The sequence below is a fragment of the Sphingobium sp. genome, assembly GCF_003248505.1.
Lineage (GTDB): Bacteria > Pseudomonadota > Alphaproteobacteria > Sphingomonadales > Sphingomonadaceae > Sphingobium.
The window spans coordinates 1-18,169 of sequence record NZ_QFOA01000002.1; the positions used below are offsets into that span (position 1 = coordinate 1).

Annotated in this window: 13 protein-coding genes; 7 read left to right on the forward strand and 6 right to left on the reverse strand. The window is 60.6% G+C overall.

Features of this window, described 5'->3' with window-relative positions; translation table 11 throughout:
- The 3 genes from DI606_RS01130 to DI606_RS01140 all read left to right on the forward strand — a co-directional run.
- On the forward strand, positions 1 to 1,536 hold a 1,536-nt coding region (locus DI606_RS01130), incomplete at its 5' end, for an EAL domain-containing protein (protein WP_293979117.1).
- A 282-nt stretch (positions 1,537 to 1,818) separates the two neighbouring features.
- A complete protein-coding gene (locus DI606_RS01135; protein ID WP_293979119.1) occupies positions 1,819 to 4,293 on the forward strand; it encodes a TonB-dependent receptor in 2,475 nt (824 codons plus the stop codon).
- A 110-nt stretch (positions 4,294 to 4,403) separates the two neighbouring features.
- Positions 4,404 to 5,456: a tyrosine-protein phosphatase gene (locus DI606_RS01140; RefSeq protein WP_293979121.1), complete on the forward strand. Its 1,053-nt coding sequence runs from the start codon at positions 4,404 to 4,406 to the stop codon at positions 5,454 to 5,456.
- A 358-nt stretch (positions 5,457 to 5,814) separates the two neighbouring features.
- Here the strand turns inward: DI606_RS01140 and DI606_RS01145 are convergent, their stop codons facing one another.
- Both DI606_RS01145 and DI606_RS01150 read right to left on the reverse strand, forming a co-directional pair.
- The gene (locus tag DI606_RS01145) at positions 5,815 to 6,303 is read right to left on the reverse strand and encodes a hypothetical protein (protein WP_293979122.1); all 489 of its coding nucleotides are present in this window, start codon (positions 6,301 to 6,303) and stop codon (positions 5,815 to 5,817) included.
- Between the two features lie 29 nt (positions 6,304 to 6,332).
- Entirely contained in the window at positions 6,333 to 7,121 is a 789-nt protein-coding gene (locus DI606_RS01150) for a DUF4198 domain-containing protein (protein WP_293979124.1), read from the reverse strand.
- Between the two features lie 130 nt (positions 7,122 to 7,251).
- Between DI606_RS01150 and DI606_RS01155 the strand changes: the two genes are divergently transcribed.
- Together DI606_RS01155 and DI606_RS01160 are read left to right on the forward strand one after the other, a co-directional pair.
- Positions 7,252 to 9,345: a TonB-dependent receptor gene (locus tag DI606_RS01155; RefSeq protein WP_293979126.1), complete on the forward strand. Its 2,094-nt coding sequence runs from the start codon at positions 7,252 to 7,254 to the stop codon at positions 9,343 to 9,345.
- Positions 9,346 to 9,349: 4 nt separating this feature from the next.
- Positions 9,350 to 10,108: an energy transducer TonB gene (locus DI606_RS01160; protein ID WP_293979128.1), complete on the forward strand. Its 759-nt coding sequence runs from the start codon at positions 9,350 to 9,352 to the stop codon at positions 10,106 to 10,108.
- A gap of 101 nt (positions 10,109 to 10,209) precedes the next feature.
- Here DI606_RS01160 and DI606_RS01165 read toward each other — a convergent pair whose 3' ends face one another.
- The 3 genes from DI606_RS01165 to DI606_RS01175 form a co-directional block, all read right to left on the reverse strand.
- Positions 10,210 to 12,024: a glycoside hydrolase family 15 protein gene (locus DI606_RS01165; protein WP_293979130.1), complete on the reverse strand. Its 1,815-nt coding sequence runs from the start codon at positions 12,022 to 12,024 to the stop codon at positions 10,210 to 10,212.
- On the reverse strand, positions 12,017 to 12,820 hold the full coding sequence (locus tag DI606_RS01170) for an SDR family oxidoreductase (RefSeq protein WP_293979131.1): 804 nt from the start codon (positions 12,818 to 12,820) through the stop codon (positions 12,017 to 12,019). Before DI606_RS01170 ends, DI606_RS01165 begins: the two co-directional genes overlap by 8 nt.
- 342 nt (positions 12,821 to 13,162) lie before the next feature.
- Positions 13,163 to 15,418 carry a TonB-dependent receptor gene (locus DI606_RS01175; RefSeq protein ID WP_293979133.1) on the reverse strand — a complete coding sequence of 752 codons (2,256 nt, stop codon included), beginning with the start codon at positions 15,416 to 15,418 and terminating at the stop codon, positions 13,163 to 13,165.
- Positions 15,419 to 15,536: 118 nt separating this feature from the next.
- Here DI606_RS01175 and DI606_RS01180 point away from each other — a divergent pair, with 118 nt between their 5' ends.
- Positions 15,537 to 16,085, forward strand: coding sequence for a hypothetical protein (locus tag DI606_RS01180; protein ID WP_293979135.1), 549 nt, complete (start codon positions 15,537 to 15,539; stop codon positions 16,083 to 16,085).
- 3 nt (positions 16,086 to 16,088) lie between these two features.
- Positions 16,089 to 17,606, forward strand: a complete 1,518-nt coding sequence (locus DI606_RS01185; protein WP_293979137.1) for a PepSY domain-containing protein — start codon at positions 16,089 to 16,091, stop codon at positions 17,604 to 17,606.
- Positions 17,607 to 17,713: 107 nt separating this feature from the next.
- On the opposite strand, the gene DI606_RS01190 is transcribed toward DI606_RS01185, so the two are convergent.
- Positions 17,714 to 18,169, reverse strand: a complete 456-nt coding sequence (locus DI606_RS01190) for a MarR family winged helix-turn-helix transcriptional regulator (protein WP_293979138.1) — start codon at positions 18,167 to 18,169, stop codon at positions 17,714 to 17,716.

Below are 18,169 nucleotides of genomic sequence, written 5' to 3' on the forward strand. Positions count from 1 at the left end.
GAGATTGTCGGTCGCACCGATCGAGAGCTTTTTCCCGATTATGGCGGAGGATACGAGGATCGCGACAGTGAGGCGATCGCATCCCCGTCAGCCACGACGTTCGAGAGCGAGTTTGTGCGCGATGACGGCGAAACTGTGCATCTGCGTACCACACGCACGCTGATCGATGGTCCGGACCGACCCGATCAATATGTTCTTGGTATATCGGAAGACGTGACCGCGACCCGGCAGGCGGAGGCGGAAGTGCTTCGTCTGGCACATTATGATGCGTTGACCGGCCTGCTCAACCGCGCCAGCTTCACCGATCGGTTGCACGGCCTTGTTCGCAAGGGGGAGCCGTTCGCGATGCTCAGCATCGATCTCGATCGGTTCAAGGCAGTGAACGATCAATTCGGGCACCCCGTCGGGGATGCAGTCCTGGCGCAAGTCGGTGATAGACTGCGCGCGCTAGTTCCATCGCAGGGTTGGGTGGCGCGCATCGGTGGCGACGAGTTTATTGCGGTGCTCACCGGTGCGCGGCGGCGTGAGCGGGCCGATGAGATCGCAACCGCCATTCTGACCAGCGTTGCCGAGCCATTTACAACCGGTCGCGTGGTCGCGCATGCTGGTGCCTCGATTGGCATCGTGTTGACGCCTGAGGATGGTCGAACAACGAGTCAACTGCGCGAAAATGTCGATATCGCGTTATATCGGGCCAAGCAGATGGGCAAAGGAAAGGTCTGCTTCTTCAACGCCGAAATGGATGCCGCCGCGCAGGATCGGCGCAAGCTAGAGACCGACCTTCGCGAGGTCATCGAGAGAGACGGGATCGAACTTGCCTACCAACCCGTGCTTTCTGCCAAAACAGGCCAGATCACCAGTGCCGAAGCGCTGGCCCGCTGGACGCATCCCGATCGGGGACCGATTCGGCCTGACATTTTCATTTCCCTCGCTGAGGAATGCGGGTTGATCGACCGGCTCGGCGAGCATTTATTGCGTCGCGCCTGCCGCGACGCGCAGGAGTGGCCAGATCACGTGCGTGTCGCAGTCAATCTTTCCCCTCTCCAATTCCTTTCGGGTAAGCTCGTAGCGACCGTTCAACAGGCAATTGACGATTCTGGCCTTCGTGCCGACCGCCTCCAACTCGAGGTTACCGAGGGGCTTGTCATCCGCGATGTTGAAAGCACTTTCCGGCAGTTGGAGGAACTGCGCGCACTTGGCATTCAAGTGCTGATCGATGATTTCGGAGTAGGATATTCCTCGCTGAGCTACTTTCAGCGCTTCCCATTCGATAAAGTGAAGATCGACAAATCATTTATCGACGAAATTGTAACCTCGCGTGCGGCAAAGGCGATTGTTCAGGCCGTCGTCGGTCTTGGGACCGCGCTCGATATGGGTATCGTCGCAGAAGGCATCGAGACGGAAGAGCAGATGCGTCTTCTGGTCGCTAGTGGCTGTACCCATCTGCAAGGCTATCTGTTCAGTCGTCCGGTCACGGCAAGCACGCTTGGCGCGATGCTTACCGCAGAAGGAAGTCCTGCAATCAAGGCTGCCTGACCCGACGGACCGGTCAGTCAGACTGTCGCAATTTCATAGCGGTCATCCCTCGCCGCTTTCCCAAGCGGCACCAAGTCCCGGCCCTGGCCATTCAAGTGCGGCACAATCGCAGCAATCGGACGACTGATTCCGGCTCTTGTGGGCTCCATTGTTTTGCTCACTTGTAGCAATCGGAAATAATGAGTCACGGATCAGACATCATCCGGTCTCTCGGTTGAAACATCGATGCCCTAACGGACCCTTCGACCGCTGAGAAAGCGGGTCGCTTTTGGGGGACATCAGATGAAGATCCAGCGCAGCTGGCGGGCCACCTCGGCCTCCAGCCTAATTCTTGTTGCCCTCGGTACGGGCATGGCCCACGCCGCCGATCAGGGCGAGACCGCGCCAGCCGCAGTGTCGGCGGACATGGCCGATTCCGGCGGCTTGACCGAAATCGTCGTGACGGCGCAGAAGCGTAAGGAAAATCTCCAGGAAACGCCGATCTCCATGTCCGTGATGCGGGCGGAAGACCTGACCAATCGCCACGTTCAGTCGCTGACCGATATGGGCGATGGCGCGATCCCGTCGCTGCGCGTGGCACCTTTCTTTTCGCGTCCCGGCGCGCTCATCGTTAACATTCGCGGTGTCGGCGTCCTGTCCGACTCCAATCAGCCTGCCCGCGATCAGGGTGTCGGCATCTATATCGACGGCGTTTATATGGGCCGGCCTCAGGGTCTTGGTGCTGCGCTCTACGACATCGAGAATATCGAGGTTCTCAAAGGGCCGCAGGGCACGCTGTTCGGGCGCAATACCGAAGGCGGCGCGGTCAACATCGTGACCAAGCGCCCGAGCGGTGAGTTCAAGTCGAACACGACTCTGGGCTTCGGCAACTATGGCAGCTACAAGGTGGAAAGCCATATCGACCTGCCGGAATTCAACGACATCTCCGTTAAGCTCGACGCCGTCGTCACGCACCGCGATGGCTTGATCGACAATCCGTTGAAGAGCGCGGAAGATTTCAACGGTTACGATAAGCGCGGCGCTCACGCCGAAATCCTGTGGAAGGCGTCGCCCGACTTCACCGTCGATCTGGCCGGCGACTATAGCTACGACGCGACGACGACGCTGTACCAGCAGCAGATTTCCGCAGGCACCAACATCCTTGCCGCTGCCGCCAGGCTTCAGCCCGAGCGAGCGAAAACCGCCGTGTTTGGCGTGCCGGAACAACCCAGCGTCGGTAAATCAGGCGGCGTTCGATTGAACCTCGAATATCAGGCGTCGCCTTCACTTTTGCTGAAGTCGATCACTGCCTATCGCAAGCTGACGCAGAGCCAGTTCGACAACGGGTCGGCAGCGACATCCGCGCAGCAACCCAGGACAACCTCCAATCCCAATCCCGATTTCAACCGGCCCTCGACCGTGACCACGGCGGGAACCGGTTTCGTGACCAGCTACCCCGGCTTCGCCTTCGGTCGTTACAGTCTTGCTTATTTCAAGCAGGACCAGTTCAGCGAGGAACTGCAGGCGATCGGCGATTTCGGCGATAGCTTGAAATATGCCGTCGGCGCGCTCTATTATCAGGAAAAGGTCCGCGACAATGCGCAGGCCTTCAACACCAATTATTTCACGGATGCGCGGGGCAGCGCCTATGGCGTACTGAATATCGATCCGGCAACCCGTAACATCGATCGCGCCAGTCATGTGAAGACGACCAGCATCGGGGCATATGGTCAGGCGACGTGGACCCCGTCCTTCGCCGACGACATCCTGCATTTGACGGGCGGTCTTCGCTGGACGCGGGACGCAAAAAAGGGTGCGCTCACCATCGTCAACAACGCGGCACCTATCCTGCCGGTAAATGGGGTGAACGTACAGGCGCCGATCGGCCTGGACGCGCATTGGTCGCGCGTCGATCCGATGGTGAATGCCGCGATCGATCTGAGCCAGGACGTCCATGTCTACGGCAAATGGAGCACCGGCTACAAATCGGGAGGCGCCAACTCGCGCGCGACCAATTACGAGCCGTTCAATCCCGAAACCGTGTCGATGTTCGAAGTGGGCGCCAAGACCGAATTCTGGGATCACCGCGCCCGCTTCAACGTCGCCGCTTATTATGGTCACTATAAGAACATCCAGCTGGACTTTAGCGGCCTCTACGAAGATGTCGTCAACGGGGTGCGCGTAGCCACCACCCGCACCACGACCAACACCGTCAACGACCCGGGCAAGGCCAAGCTCAAGGGGGTCGAGGCCGAGTTGACGCTTGCGCCCGTCGATGGCCTGACGCTGAGCGCCAGCTATTCCTACAACAGCGTCAAGATCCCGCCCGCGCTCAATCCCTTCCCGCAGGCGGGTAATAACGGCCGGCCCAGTCCTTTCCCCGTGCCCATCTATCAGGTCTATACGCCGACCCACTCGGCCAGCGGCGCGATCGATTATGATATCCCGTTCAACAATATGACGCTGCGCTTCCACCTGGATGGCAATTACGACAGTGGCTACTACGGCAACTATACCGACCCCGGTTTCAATTCCCTGACGGGCGTTGTCACCTACAAGCAGCCCAAGGGCGACGAAGGACTGGTCTTCAACGGTCGCATCGCCCTTGCCGATATCGACCTTGGCAACAACGGCGCGAAACTGACTGCCTCGATCTGGGCACGCAATCTGTTCAACGAAGAGCATATCTTCCTGAAAACGGCCGCGGCGACCACGGGCGTCGCGGGCTTCTTCAACGAAGCGCGCACCTTCGGCGGCGAATTGAACGTCAAGTTCTGAATATAGGGGGCGTATGGGCGCGCGCCCGTACGCCCCTCCATCATATTGAGGCATGTCATACGGATGCAACGATGGCAGGCAATGCCGCTGCGTCCGCCCAGGAGATCCAGATGATGACGCGTTCTATCGCCTCCACACTCGCCACCCTCCTGCTCGCTGGCGCTGCGTCCGCCGGGACGATCGATGCGCCGGTCGTGACCAGAAGCGCCTCCAACACGCTGACGGTTCGCTGGACCGATGCCGATCCGGTGGACGTTTTCCGGTCGGACGATCCCGCCGCGACAGTCCGTACCGCAACGTTGGTCTCGAAGGGCGATAGAGACGGGGCCGAGACGCTGAGCGTCGCGCCGGGGGAGCGTATCTACTTTTTGCTGCGCGACACGAAGACCGGCAAGACCGCCCGGGTCGCCGAACGGTTGCTGCCGTTTCAGCAATCGTCGAACTTTCGTGACATCGGCGGCTATCCGGCCGCTGGCGGCAAGCATGTTCGCTGGGGCCTTATCTACCGGTCCGCTGGCCAGCCGATGCTGAGCGACGCAGATCTCAAGGATATCCAGACGCTCAAGCTCGCCAATCTCGTAGATTTGCGCTCGAGCGAAGAAAGAGTGATCGCGCCTACGCGGATCGAGGGCGTCCCCTATCAGGCCGTCGGCTATTCGATGAAAGGGTTGATGGGCAGCGGGGTCCCGAAAAATGGAGAGGGCGTCTATCGCACCATGCCGACTTTCATGGCGCCTCAGCTACGCCTCATTTTCCAGGACCTGCTCGCGGACAAGGGCGCGATCGCCTATAACTGCTCGGCCGGGCAGGATCGTACCGGTTTCGTTACCGCGATAATCCTGTCGGCGCTTGGAGTGCCCCGGGATACCATCGTGGCCGACTATCATCTGTCGACCAGCTATCGCCGCCCGGAATGGGAAATGCCGAAAATCGACATCGTTGCGCAGGCCAACAATCCAGTGGCGATGATGTTCGCAAAATATCAGGAGAATCCGGCCGCTGCCAAGCCGCAACCCCTCAAAGACCCTGACGGCACCGCCTTCCTCACCTATGCCTTCGACGAGATTGACAAGAAGTGGGGGTCGGTCGATGCCTATCTCACGCAGAATATCGGCTTGACCAAGGTCGATCTCGCCGCTCTTCGCGCTCGGTATACGGAGTAGAACCTGCGGTCGTTCACCTAAGCGTCGCCTAAACAGACGGTTCGATCAACGCAGGGAACATCGCTCTTCAACTGCGTCAGCCATGATCAGTTGGAGTTTTCCGGTGGCCTGCAACCGATGTCATCGCTTGACAGGTTGGCGGGGCTGATCGACCCGAACCGGCCTTCATGCCTCCTCTATCCGCTTGTTCGGCTAGCAAGAGCGCGCCCGTGGGACCGCCGTTATCGATATTGAGTTGTATCGCCCTGGGATCTTTCGGTCGTGAAACCGGTCGAGCCCCCATGGATCTTGCCAATGGTAAGGGGATGCCTCAATCGATTGAGAGGCACCCCCTTTTCAGAGCGGCTGCCAGCGACGATTATTGGCCAGCTTTTTCCCTGTCGGCCCGCTGGCGCGCAGCAGTTGCCGCGGCGTCGGTAGCGGTCACTGTGCCGTCCTTGTCATTATCTTGCTCGGCAAAGGCACGAGCGCCTGACAAGTCATATTCAGCTTTGGACATTCTGCCGTTCTTGTCCTTGTCCAGCACGCCGAAACGGACATGGGCCTGGCGCATCTGCCGCTGACGTTCCTCGGTTTTCTTGTCTTCGCTGTCGTCGGACGCGGCGAGTTGCCGCTCCAGACGGGCACGATATTCGTTGACATATTCCTCCTCGGAAACCCAGCCGTCGCCATTGGCATCGGTCGCGTCGAACCTTTTGACGCGCCCGGCGTCGAATTCCATGCGCGTGACCTGCCCGTCATGGTTGGCGTCATAGTCATGGATGAAAGCCGACCCTTCATGGGGGGCTGCGGCAGCGGTTCCGGCGATCGTCAGCAGGGCAGCGGCGAGGGGCATATAGATTTTCATAGTATCTCCGAATGAATGCGACGCAGCGATCACACCGCGTCGAAGGTCAAGGTGTAGGTATAGCTGCGATAGGGCGTCTCGGACCCGGCTGGTGCCGTGCTACGATGGCGCACCAGGATCAGGTATGTCCCGGCATCCTCGGGCTTCAGGCTAAAGCGGCCATCGGCGCCGCTCTTGACCTGCGCCACCATCTTGCGTCCGTCGTAGACACCGGCGCTGCGGAACAGGCTGATGTCGGCATTGGCCAGCGGCTTGCCGTCGAACAACAGGGCGAAGCTGGCGTCCGATCCGGCAACGATGCGGTTGGGATGCGTGATCGCCCGGATCTCCAGCGCCTTGCCCAGCGGTTTCAGCGCCGCATCGCTGGGTTGTCCGCGTGTCACATAGGCGTCCGCCAGCGTCATGCTCTGTACATCCACCTGCGCGGCATGGGCGGGCGGCTCGCCGCCCTCGCCGCGCATCTTCCATTCGTTGCCGACTTTGAACAGCTTGCCCTTGCGCCCGGCGCGCTGGCCGCTGGTGACACGATAGGTGCCATCGGCCGGGATCGCTGCCTCGAAGATGCTGAGGTCACGCAAATGGGTGACGGTGCCGGTGGGCAACCGCGCCCCATCGGGCGCGATCAAATGAAAGGGTGCGTCGCGCATCGCAACTTCGGGCAAAAACGCGTCCTCGGCAAAGGCGGCCTCCACGGTGACATGGTCGCTTTTGCCGAGGTCGAACAGGGTTGGGAGCACATAGGGCATATGTGCGTGGGCGGACGAAGCGCCGAGGAGAGCCAGCAGCAGGGCCGCGGATCGGTATCGCAATATTCTCATGAAAATCCCCTTATGAAAGCAGTCAGTATATCTAATGCGACTCACTTGCAATATCATATTGAGGTGTTAGGTGCTGTGACATCCGGGACATCCAAGTCCCGTTGCACATTGCCAAAGGGGGGCGTTAGCCATGAAGAAAACCAAACTGCCGTTGTTGCTGGGAACTGCGCTCTTTGTCGTGCCGATGTCGGCGCTGGCGCAGGATGAGGTTGAAGCACCGGAAACCATCCGCATGACGCTCGACCGCATGGTCATTTCTGCCGGTACCGAAAAGGTGGCCATCGACACGCCGCAAGCGGTCAGCACGCTCGACCAGGAGGACATCGACCAGGTTCAGGCGACCACCATCGGTGATCTGCTGGAAGGCATGCCGGGCGTCAACGTCCAGGGCGGCGTGGGGCAGTTGGGGCAGGGCTTCAATATTCGCGGTATGGGCACGGCGATCGGAGACAGCGACAATCGCATTCTGTTGACGGTCGATGGCGTCACCAAATTCTACGAGCAATATCGCATGGGCGCGCTCTTTACCGAGCCGGAGCTTTATAAGCGGGTCGAAGTGCTGCGCGGTCCTGCTTCTTCCACCCTCTACGGCGCCGGTGCGCTGGCTGGCGTGGTCAATTTTACCACCAAGGACGCGTCCGACTTTCTGAGCGACGGCGATCCGCTGGCGGTGCGCCTCAAGGCCGCGACCGAAACCAATGCGCAGGCACACACTCTTTCGGGCATCGTCGCTATCCAGCCGACCGAAGGCGTCGAGCTATTGGGCAGCTATAATTATCGCCGTACCGACGATTACAAGAGCGGCAATGGCGACACCGTCGCCGCCTCCGCCACCCTGTCCGACAGTTGGCTGGTCAAGGGCCGCATCGCGATCGGCGGCAATAAAAAACATGCCATTTGGGCCAGCTATCAGGACTGGATCAGCGACGCGCCGCAGGTCTACGATCAGGTGTCCGCCGCCACGGGCGCGGCACTGATGCGCCGCCGCGTCCATGACAAGACGGCCGTGTTGGGCTATGTCAACGACTTCGACGGCAGCAAGATTTTCAATGTCGAGGCGCAGGTCGCCTATTCGCTGTCGAAGGTGCACCAGACCGAAACCGCTTTCCTTGGCCCGCTCGCTTATTCCGACTTTTCCTATGAAAGCTGGCAGGCGAAGGTTCAGAACACCAGCGAGTTCGACATGGGTGGCGACTGGACGACCTTCCTGATTCTGGGCGGCCAGTGGAGCAGGCAGGAACGGCGCAATCCGCGTGTCGCGCTCAACGGCAAGGTGACGCCGGGCGCGAGCACGCATCCTGAAGGCGACATGGATCGCTATGGTGTGTTCGGCCAGTTGGAAATCGTCTGGTCCGACAAGCTGACCATCATGCCGGGCGTCCGTGTGGACTGGGCGAGGCTGAAGCCGGGTGCATCGCCAGTGGTCGGCGGCATCACGCCCCGCCTCACCAAACAGGATGGCGTTTCGCCCAAGATCGCCGCGCTGTACAATCTGACCGATTGGGTAGGAGTCTTCGGTTCCTACGCCCACACCGTCCGGCTGCCCAATGTGGATGAAATCTTCACGCGCACGGCGGCGATCGGTTACAGCCCCGGCCTGCGCCCCGAAAAGTCGGACAATGTCGAGGCTGGCCTGACGTTGAGCTTCGACGGCCTTTTGAGCGGACATGATCGTTTTCGCGCCAAGACCACGCTGTTTCGCAACGATGTCGAGGATCTGATCGTCACCTACTCTAACGTGCCCACAGCCCTGCGCGGCACCAGCTATTTCCAGAATTACGGAGACTGGCGCCTGAAGGGCGTGGAAGTAGAGGCCGAATATGGCATCGGCGACTTCTTCGCCCGCGCCAATGCGTCCTTCATCGATGGCCGGAACCGGCTGACCGGCGCATATCTCAACACCGTCCCTGCCAACGACTATCGCCTGACGCTGGGCTATTCCGACGCTGCATCCGGCCTGTTGGGCGGCTGGACCGGTGAGTTCGCGGAGCGGCAGGACAAGGTGACGCCCAGCGCCTTCGCCTCAGCCGGATCGGGCCTGCCGACGCCGGCATACACCGTCCATAACCTGTTTTTCGCCTTCAAGCCGCAAAGCGGCCCGGCCAAGGGGTTCGAATTCCGCATCGCCATGGATAATGTCTTCGACAAACAATATCGCCGCCACCTGTCCGCGCTCGCTGCGGAAGGGCAGAGCTTCCGGTTTACCGTGGCAAACACATTCTGACGCCATGGGACGGGCGGCAAATCCTTTCCGGATCGGCGGGCCAGCGGCGGCATCGCTGCTGGTCAACGGACTGCTGGTCGCAGCGCTGCTGAACCTTGGCATGGGGCATGTCAGCCGCCGGAGCGACTCCCCGGCGCTGACGGTGCTGTCGCTCGCTCTGCTCAAAGGCTCGGAGCAGGGTGAGGAAAAGGCGGATGCGGCAGTTCCCAATACGCCTGCCGCCACTCTGTCCCCCATGGTCACACAACCGATTGCGCCGAAGCAAACCGCAGTAACCGCTGCACCGCCTCCGGTCGTGGCGGTACCATCGCGTCTTTCCCCCATCACGCCGATATCGTCTGCCACATCGGCATCCGATCCGTCTGCAGCGCAAGCACCGCCCACCTCGGAAACAGGGACGCCGGCTGCCTCGATAGCGCCTTCGCCCCGCCGCGGCGCTGCGGATGGGCTGGACGTGAAAGCGCCATCCGGCACCAGCCGCAGCTACGCCGCCAAGGTCCGATCCTGGCTCTATGCCCATAAAATCTATCCCCGCCGGGCCCGGATGCGGCGGGAGGAGGGGCGGGTGCAAGTCCGCTTCGTGCTCGACCGCACGGGCATGTTGCTGGAAGGCGCGGTCGTCCAGGGATCGGGCAATGCCGTGCTGGACGATGAGGCCGAGGCGATGCTACGTCGCGCCTCCCCCTATCCCCGCGCACCTGTCGAACTACCGGGCGAACGCATCGAGTTCACTGCGCCGATCATATTCACCCTGCCGGCGTAGCGAAAACTTTGAACTCGCACTGCACGATGAACGTGGATTTCCATATCAGAACAAATTCGCGCAAAGAGGATTTCGCACCAGCGTTCGGGGCTCGATCAACATCACGGCTGCCAATGCGGATTCTGAGCGGTGTCGAGGCGGCGGTCTATGAAATAGGCGGCGCTGATGAAGGCAAGGTGAGTGAGAGCCTGCGGGAAATTGCCGAGGGGATCGCCGCGCAGGTCGAGCTCTTCTGAGAAAAGGCCGAGCCCGTTGGCGTAGCTCATCGCCTCCACCAGGATCAGTCGCGCATCGTCAACCCGGCCTGCGCGGGCGAGGCATTCAGCGTACCAGAAGATGCAAGTGGTAAAGGCCCCTTCGCCGCCTTCCAGTCCGTCTGCGTTGCGATAGCGATAGATCATGCCGTCGTCGCGCAACTGGTCGCTGATCGCATCGAGTGTCTTGAGCCAAACAGGATCGGTGGCAGAAACGAACCGGACGAGCGGCATCATCAGTAGAGCCGCGTCTAGCTCGGTGCCCCCGCGCGATTGCACGAAGTACCCGTGCTCCGGGTGACGAAAATTGGTCCAGATGTCGGATGCGATGTTGTCTCGGCATTCGATCCATGAGGCTAACGGCGCGGCAAGCGAGCGCTTGTTGGCGAGGCGCACCGCCCGGTCCATCGCCACCCAGCACATCAGGCGCGAATGCAGGAAATGGCGCGGTTGATCGCGGATTTCCCAAATCCCGGCATCGGCCTCCTCCCAGTGCGCCATGACATGGTCGATGATGCCGCAGACATGCAGCCATCCTTCATGGCTGATCGCCGAACTATATTTGTTGAAAAGATAGACGCTGTCGAGCAGTTCGCCGAAGATGTCGAGCTGGGTCTGGGAGTGCGCCGCATTGCCGATGCGAACCGGGCGACTGCCCGCGTAGCCCGAAAAATGGGACAGTTCCCGTTCGGCCATCGCCTCGCTTCCGTCGATGGCGTACATGATCTTCATTGCGTTATCGCCGTGACGCGTGCTTGCTATGCGGCGGCTCATCCAGCCGTAGAACGCCTTGGCCTCTTCGAAGAAGCCAAGCCGCATAAACGCATAATTGGTAAAGGAGGCGTCGCGAATCCAAACCGCGCGATAGTCCCAGTTCCGTCCTGCCCCCGTCGCTTCAGGTAGCGAAAACGTCGCCGCTGCCGCGATCGAGCCATGCCGGGCCGACGTCAGCAGCTTCAGGGCCAAGGCAGAGCGATAAATCTCATCCCGCCAGCGTCCCTTATAGGTCGATTGACCGATCCAACGCCGCCACGCGGCGGTGGCTGCCGCGATTTCCTGATCGACCATTTCGTCGGTCGGTTGCATTTGCGGGCGGTCACCCAGAATGAACCACGCACTTTCACGCGCTTTTAGCGTGAACTCTGCCGAAGCTTTGCCTTCTCCGGACTCCAGAGCCACCGATGAGCACAATGTCAGCGTCGTACCACCGCCGTCGAACGTCGTGACGCCATCGTCGGAGCTGATATCGGGCACAATACGCGCATAATCGAAACGGGGGGAGCATGAGGCATGCAGGCGAACTTTACCTCGCGTGACAGTGACCTTGCGGATCAGGCAACGCTCGGTCTGATCCGGGTGACTGCGTTCGCCTGGCAGAGGCATGACGTCGACGATCTCAACCGCTCCGTCTTTCGCCATGAAGCGGGTGATCAGGACATTCGTGTCGGGAACGTAGATTTGGCTGGTTCGCGGATCCGATAGTTGCGGCGTGATGAAAAACGCGCCGCCTTCATGCGGGTGGAGGAGATCGGCGAACACGGTGGGACTGTCGAGCGAGGGCCAGCATAAATAATCGATGGTCCCGTCCTGTGCGACGAGGGCGGCCGTTTCCAGATCGCCTACGATGCCATGTTCGCCGATCGGCCTGACGGGTTTAGCCATTATCGCGAAATTCCGGGTAGAGCGACATGCCACCGTCGACGAAAAGCGTCGTGCCTGTCACATAATCGGCGTTGTCCGATGCAAGCCATAACGCGGCGCGGGCGACATCTTCCGGCTCGCCGATTCGACCGTAGGGGATGAGGCGCAGCAGTTTCTCCAGCGCCTCTTCGGTTTCCCACGCCTCCTTGTTGATCGGCGTGCGAATGGCGCCCGGCGCAATGGCATTCACCCTGATCCCGTCTGCGGCGACTTCCTGCGCGAGCGAACGCACGAGCATGCGAATGCCTCCCTTGCTCGCCGCATAATTGACATGCCCTGCCCAAGGGATGATTTCGTGGACCGAACTCATCGCGACAATGACGCCTGCGCTGCGGGCCGGACGCCCGGATGGCTCTTGCATGCGAAAGCGGCGGACCGCTTCGCGCATCGACAGGAACTGCCCGGTCAGGTTTACGTCGATGACCGCCTGCCAGTCCGCCAGTGTCATTTCGGCAATTGCTGCATCCTGCTGCATTCCCGAATTCGAAACCAGAATGTCCACGCGCCCGAACGCGTCGATACATCGGTCGAAAAGACTTATGACCTCGTCTTCTTTGGACACGTCCGCCTGTACCGCAATGGCCCGTCCACCAAGTCTGCGAACATCGTCGACCGCATGCTGCGCCTCTTCGCCATGCGAGTGAAAGTTGAACACAACTGCCGCGCCCGCCTTCGCCATCTCCTGCGCTACCGACAATCCAATGCCGGAACTGGCGCCCGTCACGATGACGACGTGATTTTCAAGAGATCTGATCAAAATCCGAACTTCTCCATGCCAGAGATGTCATAACGACCCAGTGGCAAAAGAGATGCGGAGGCACCTGACAAGTCGGGCATTGCCTTCGCGCTGACCGTGAAGCGGCGCAGCCAGAGGCCCGTTCCCGATCGCTTGGAAAGTTGACGGGGGTGGGCCCTCAGGCCCACATATGCGCAAGCCGCTCCCCGGAAATAGCGGAAAGGTCAGCTCCAATCAGGCGACCGTCCGGCGCGGCAAGATTTGATCTTGGGCGCTTCGTAAAGGCCGGATTTTATTTTCGAAGCATTGAAGGCCACGGTTGGGCGGATCATTTCAGTCCGCCCTCGCGCTGAGCTGCTCAATTTAGAAGCGGCCTTCGAAGCTTAACCCCAATATTCGCGGCTCGATCAGCGTGCCGCGCACCCGCCCGTCGAAATCGACGAAGAACTGGTTGGGCTTCTGCACATTGAATACGTTGCTTGCGATCAGGAAGGCACCGAAATGTTCACCCTGCCAGCCGATCTTGGCGTTGACGAGCGTACGGCCCGGAATGTCGCGAAACGCTTGATCGACGGTGTCCCGATAATAGGCGCTGCGATAATTGGCGTTGAGATTGGCGAACAGTCCGTTGGGATGATGGAAAGTGGCGCCACCCGACACCGTCCAGTGCGGCGCGCGGGCAAATTCGTTGCCTTGCGCAGCCGCAGAGAGCGATCCGATCGTGATGTCGAATTCCTGGAATTTGGTATTGCTGTAGCCAGCGCCGAGATAAAGATTGAGCGTCGAGGTCGGTCGGCCGCTCAGTTCGAGCTCTGCCCCATAAAGACGCGACTTGCCGGCATTGACGACCTGCGTGTCGAATACCGCGCCGGGGGTCAATTGGACCGATACCTGCTGGTCCTTCCAATCGATCCAATAGGCGTTGGCGTTGAGCGTCAGGCGGCGGTCGAACCATTCCGACCGCAGCGCAAATTCATAGTTCCATGTATATTCCGGATCGAAATTATAGGTTGCGGCTCGCTGCTGGTTCAGACCTGAGCCGCCAGCGCGATAGCCACGCTGGGCGGTGAAGCTGAGCGACACATCCTGCGCCAGATCATAAGTCAGCCCTATCTTGGGCAGCCAGGCGGTGTAGGTGACGGGGCGTACCGGTTCGATGCTGTTGGCGTCCGCTGCTGTAGCCCTCAATATGGCGTTGAGTCGCGTGACGATCGGCGCCAGTGCGGGGATCGGCAGGTTGGCGGGATCCGGCAACGTCCGGTCGATCACCACCGTCTGCGTAGCGCCACGTTCCTGCGTTTCGTGGTCGTAGCGTAGGCCGGTATTGATCCGCAGGCGATCCGTAATCGGGAAGGTCAGGTCGGCAAAACCGGCATAATTCTCGGTCAGGCGCGGCTGCGACAGGCGGTTGCGGATCGGCGCCACACCGCCATAGAGATTGAGCACGGCGCTAACGGTGGCCTGCGGCAGGCCCATCGCCAGCAACTGCCGATCGACGCCTAACCGGGTAAGGTTCAGGCTCTGCGTCGCTTCGAACCGATAGCCGCGGTTGTCGTCGCGCAGATAATAGCCGCCGATCAGGCCATGGACCCAGCTTTTATCGACATTGAACCGCAACTCCTGTTGGACAGTCTTGTCCGGATTATAGATGCGGCTGGTCTGGCCCGGCGTCGGTCCGCGATCGGGATCTCCGACCGAGCGGAAGCGGATGTCGCTGTAGTTGGTGACGGAGGTGATACTGAGGCCGCTGCCGAGATCATAGCCGATCTCTACCGTCCCGATGTCGCTCTTGACGGTCTGGTCGTCCATGACGTCCTCGGTGGCGATCCGGTCCCGGCGGTTGTAGGGCGCATCGAACTCGCTGTAAAACATGCCGCGCCGATGCCGGTCATGCATGAAGGTCGCGACGACGCGTAGGCCGGGCAGGATGTCTGGTGTCAGCAGCAATTTCGCTCGGACCGTCTCCGACTCGCGGCGGTCCGCGTCCTTGTGCGTGGTCACGTTGTGAATCAGGCCATCGGCCCGGGAAATTTCGCCCGCGAGACGGAAAGCGACCTGTCCATCGACCAGCGGTCCGCCGATCGCGGCACCGACCCGGCGCTGGCCATCCTTGTCGGTCATCAGCGCGCGAAAACGACCGCTCCATTCATAGCCGGGATCGGTGGTGCGGATGATGACCGCGCCGGCCAGGGCATTGCGTCCCTGCACGGTCGATTGCGGCCCGCGAAACACTTCCACCTGGGCGATGTCATAGAGGTCGAGCGGCCCTGCAGTCAGCGCTGTGCGTGGCATGACCGCCCCATCCAGATAGACGCTGGCCAGCGCGCCGTCGCCGCCGCCCGACACGTTGAAGGCGTCGATGCCGCGGATCGAGAAGGTCGTCTTGTTGCCGTCCACCGCGAGGTTGGGCGTCCGCTCCAATATGTCATAGACGTTGAGCAAATTCTGGTTGGCGATGGATTCGCTGGTAACCACGGCGACACTGGCGGGGGTTTCCTGAAGCGTACGGTTGGTCTTCTGTCCGGTGACGATGATGTCGCTATTGTCGGTCGATGATCCGGCCGGACCGGCGTCCGCCGCCTGAGCATAAGCCGCAAGCGGCGTGCTTGCGAGCAGCAAGGCAGTGCTGAAAAAACGACAAAACATGATTTATCCCCCACAAGATGCGCATCCCGTAAAAAAATGTATGTTGCGAGTCAATATCATTAGCGATATGGATGCGTCAGGGAGACTGCGAATGGGGGCGGCATTTCTGGTTTTCATGGCGCTGATCGCATCGCTCGCTGGCATATTGCTGTGCTGGCGCGCGTGGACGCGCCACGCGCTGGGCTGGCGTGTGTGCTTTGGCGCTGCGGCGCTGTGGGGTCTGTCGACCTGGGCCTGGATTGCCGGTTTCGGGCCGGAAGTAGGCATTGCGCTCGCACTTGAGACAGCGGCATTGCTGGCTTTTGCCTTCATTCTTACCCGGATCGAGGTGCGCCCGGCGCAGGTGTCAAGGGATCGGATGGCGCCGCCGTTGCCGCGCCGCCGCTATGGGCGCGGGATTGCGCGTGGATTGACGGCGGGACTGCTGGGCTTTGCCGCTGCGATGGGCTTGGCGATGGTGTTTGCGACCCGCGCGCCGTTGGCGGAACAGACGCGCCTCATCCTCGCAGCGCTTGCGATGCCCTCGCTCTGGTGCGGGGCGATTGCCTGGACGGTATGCGATCGCCGTGTCATGCTCCAGACCGGCGTTTTCCTGGGCCTCGCCGCGACCAGCGTCGGCATGACCTTCATCAAAGCCTGATCCATGCAGATACCCAAGAGCCTGACCCGTGCCGCGATGGAAGGCCATGGCCTGCTTGGCGTTCTGTTTGGCGCGGTCGTCTATATTCTGTGCCTCACCGGATCGATCCTGGTCTTGGTCGACCAGATTACCATCTGGGAAAGGCCGGGAGCGCCGGCCATTGCCCATTTGTCGGACTCCGAGATCGCGGCCATATCCGTTCGCGCCCTTGCCAAGGCGCAGGCGGCAGGTGTCGCGCACGATATCTACATGAAAATGCCTACGGACGAACTGCCGCGCATGACCGTCGCGGGATATGATGAGAAGGGCAATCATCGCGAATGGAATGTCGACGCGGCGGGGAAATTATTGCCTCACGTGGGAACTCCCTGGCTCGAGTTCATGCAACGCCTCCATTTCAACCTCACCCTGCCGGGCGCGATCGGGCGATATATCGTTGGGATGTTCGGTACGATCCTGCTTGCCAGCATCGTCACCGGTTTGCTGGCCCATCGCCGCATCATCAAGGATGCTTTTCGTATGCGCTGGGGTGGATCGCGACGGTTGACCAATGCCGACCTGCATAATCGCGTGGGTGTGTGGGCCTTGCCCTTCCATCTGATCGTGGCTTTGACGGGATCTTTACTGGGCCTTGCCGGCCTCATCATAATCATTCTCGCCATGGTCGCCTATAAGGGCGACCGGGAAAGGGCGACTGCCTCGCTGTTCGGGCCGCAGGCTGTCGTCGATGCACGCGCGGCACCGCCGCCTGACATTGCGCGGATGTTGCGCGATATCCAAATGCGCGCGCCCGGCGCGAACGTCACCCAGTTGGCGATAGAACATGCAGGAACCCTCGGGCAACAGGTCCGCGTAATGGTGGCAGCACCCCGACATCTGGCGCGCAACGAAGCCTTCCTTTTCAGCGCGGACGGGCATTTGAAATGGCGGGCAGGTCTGACCGACGGCAATGCGGGAATGCGCATCTACGGCATGATTACCCCGCTCCATTACGGCACATATGGCGGCGTGGCGCTCAAGATCATCTATGCCTTGCTCGGCATGGGCCTGACCCTGATCGTCGCAACCGGCGGCAATGTCTGGTTGGCTCGGCGCCGCGAGCAGGGGCGCGCCGTGCCGCGCCTGGAACGCCTGTGGGTGGCGCTGGTCTGGGGCCAGCCGCTGGTGATTGTAACAGTCGCCCTATTAACCCTGCTGGGCCCCGCGCCCACGACCCTGAGTTACTGGATGCTCACGGCTGTGTGCTGGGGCGCGGCAATGGTCCATCGTTCATTGTCGACAACGACAACCAGCTTTCGATGGGCGCTTGGGGGAATGATCATATTAACCTTGCTATTGCACGCAGCTCTGCGGGCCTCGGCTCATCCGATAGTCATGCTCATGGATATCGGCATCATCATAGTTATCGTTTCAAGCATGATAATGGGCGTGCGCTCCAGCAAGGCGGACCGAGGTACTGGAGCAATGAAGAACATCCCAAAGCGGTTCGTCCGAACCTCGCCACATAAAAACGGTGGCTGAACGTCGCATCGGGGACGTTCATATTACGGCCGTTTTGGTTCGAACCGAGCGAGATATTTTCACCGTCGATACGTCTGCGTTAAAGATATGGGAACGACAAAAGGCCCTCAAGCCTGCTCCAGCACCTGGACGAGCGAACGGACCTGATCGCGCAGTTCGATGATGGCCGTTTTGTCCATGGCCAGCCGGGATGCCAGTATCGCCGGCACCTGCGTGGCCCCCGTACGAAGAGCTTCGCCTGTCGCCGTCAATTCGATAAGAACACGGCGTTCGTCATGCGCATCGCGCGTACGGCTGATCAGCCCGGCCATTTCCATTCGTTTGAGAAGCGGCGTCAATGTGCCGCTGTCCAAGTGCAGCATGGTGCCCAGAGAACCGACGGTCTGGGGCGATGCCTTCCAGAGCACGAGCATTACCAGATATTGCGGATAGGTCAGGCCCAGTTCGCCCAGGATCGGACGGTACAGCCGATTGATCAGGTTGGAAGCCGCATAAAGCGGAAAGCAGACCTGCCGGTCAAGGTCCAGAAGATCGACATCGTCCGGCAGGTCCACCACATTCAT

Excerpts from the sequence above, each read along its gene's own strand:
- DI606_RS01185 (WP_293979137.1), top strand. The coding sequence starts at position 16,089 with ATGCAGATACCCAAGAGCCTGACCCGTGCCGCGATGGAAGGCCATGGC.
- DI606_RS01190 (WP_293979138.1), bottom strand. The coding sequence starts at position 18,169 with ATGAATGTGGTGGACCTGCCGGACGATGTCGATCTTCTGGACCTTGAC.
- DI606_RS01160 (WP_293979128.1), top strand. The coding sequence starts at position 9,350 with ATGGGACGGGCGGCAAATCCTTTCCGGATCGGCGGGCCAGCGGCGGCA.
- DI606_RS01165 (WP_293979130.1), bottom strand. The coding sequence starts at position 12,024 with ATGGCTAAACCCGTCAGGCCGATCGGCGAACATGGCATCGTAGGCGAT.
- DI606_RS01180 (WP_293979135.1), top strand. The coding sequence starts at position 15,537 with ATGGGGGCGGCATTTCTGGTTTTCATGGCGCTGATCGCATCGCTCGCT.
- DI606_RS01150 (WP_293979124.1), bottom strand. The coding sequence starts at position 7,121 with ATGAGAATATTGCGATACCGATCCGCGGCCCTGCTGCTGGCTCTCCTC.
- DI606_RS01140 (WP_293979121.1), top strand. The coding sequence starts at position 4,404 with ATGATGACGCGTTCTATCGCCTCCACACTCGCCACCCTCCTGCTCGCT.
- DI606_RS01145 (WP_293979122.1), bottom strand. The coding sequence starts at position 6,303 with ATGAAAATCTATATGCCCCTCGCCGCTGCCCTGCTGACGATCGCCGGA.
- DI606_RS01155 (WP_293979126.1), top strand. The coding sequence starts at position 7,252 with ATGAAGAAAACCAAACTGCCGTTGTTGCTGGGAACTGCGCTCTTTGTC.
- DI606_RS01135 (WP_293979119.1), top strand. The coding sequence starts at position 1,819 with ATGAAGATCCAGCGCAGCTGGCGGGCCACCTCGGCCTCCAGCCTAATT.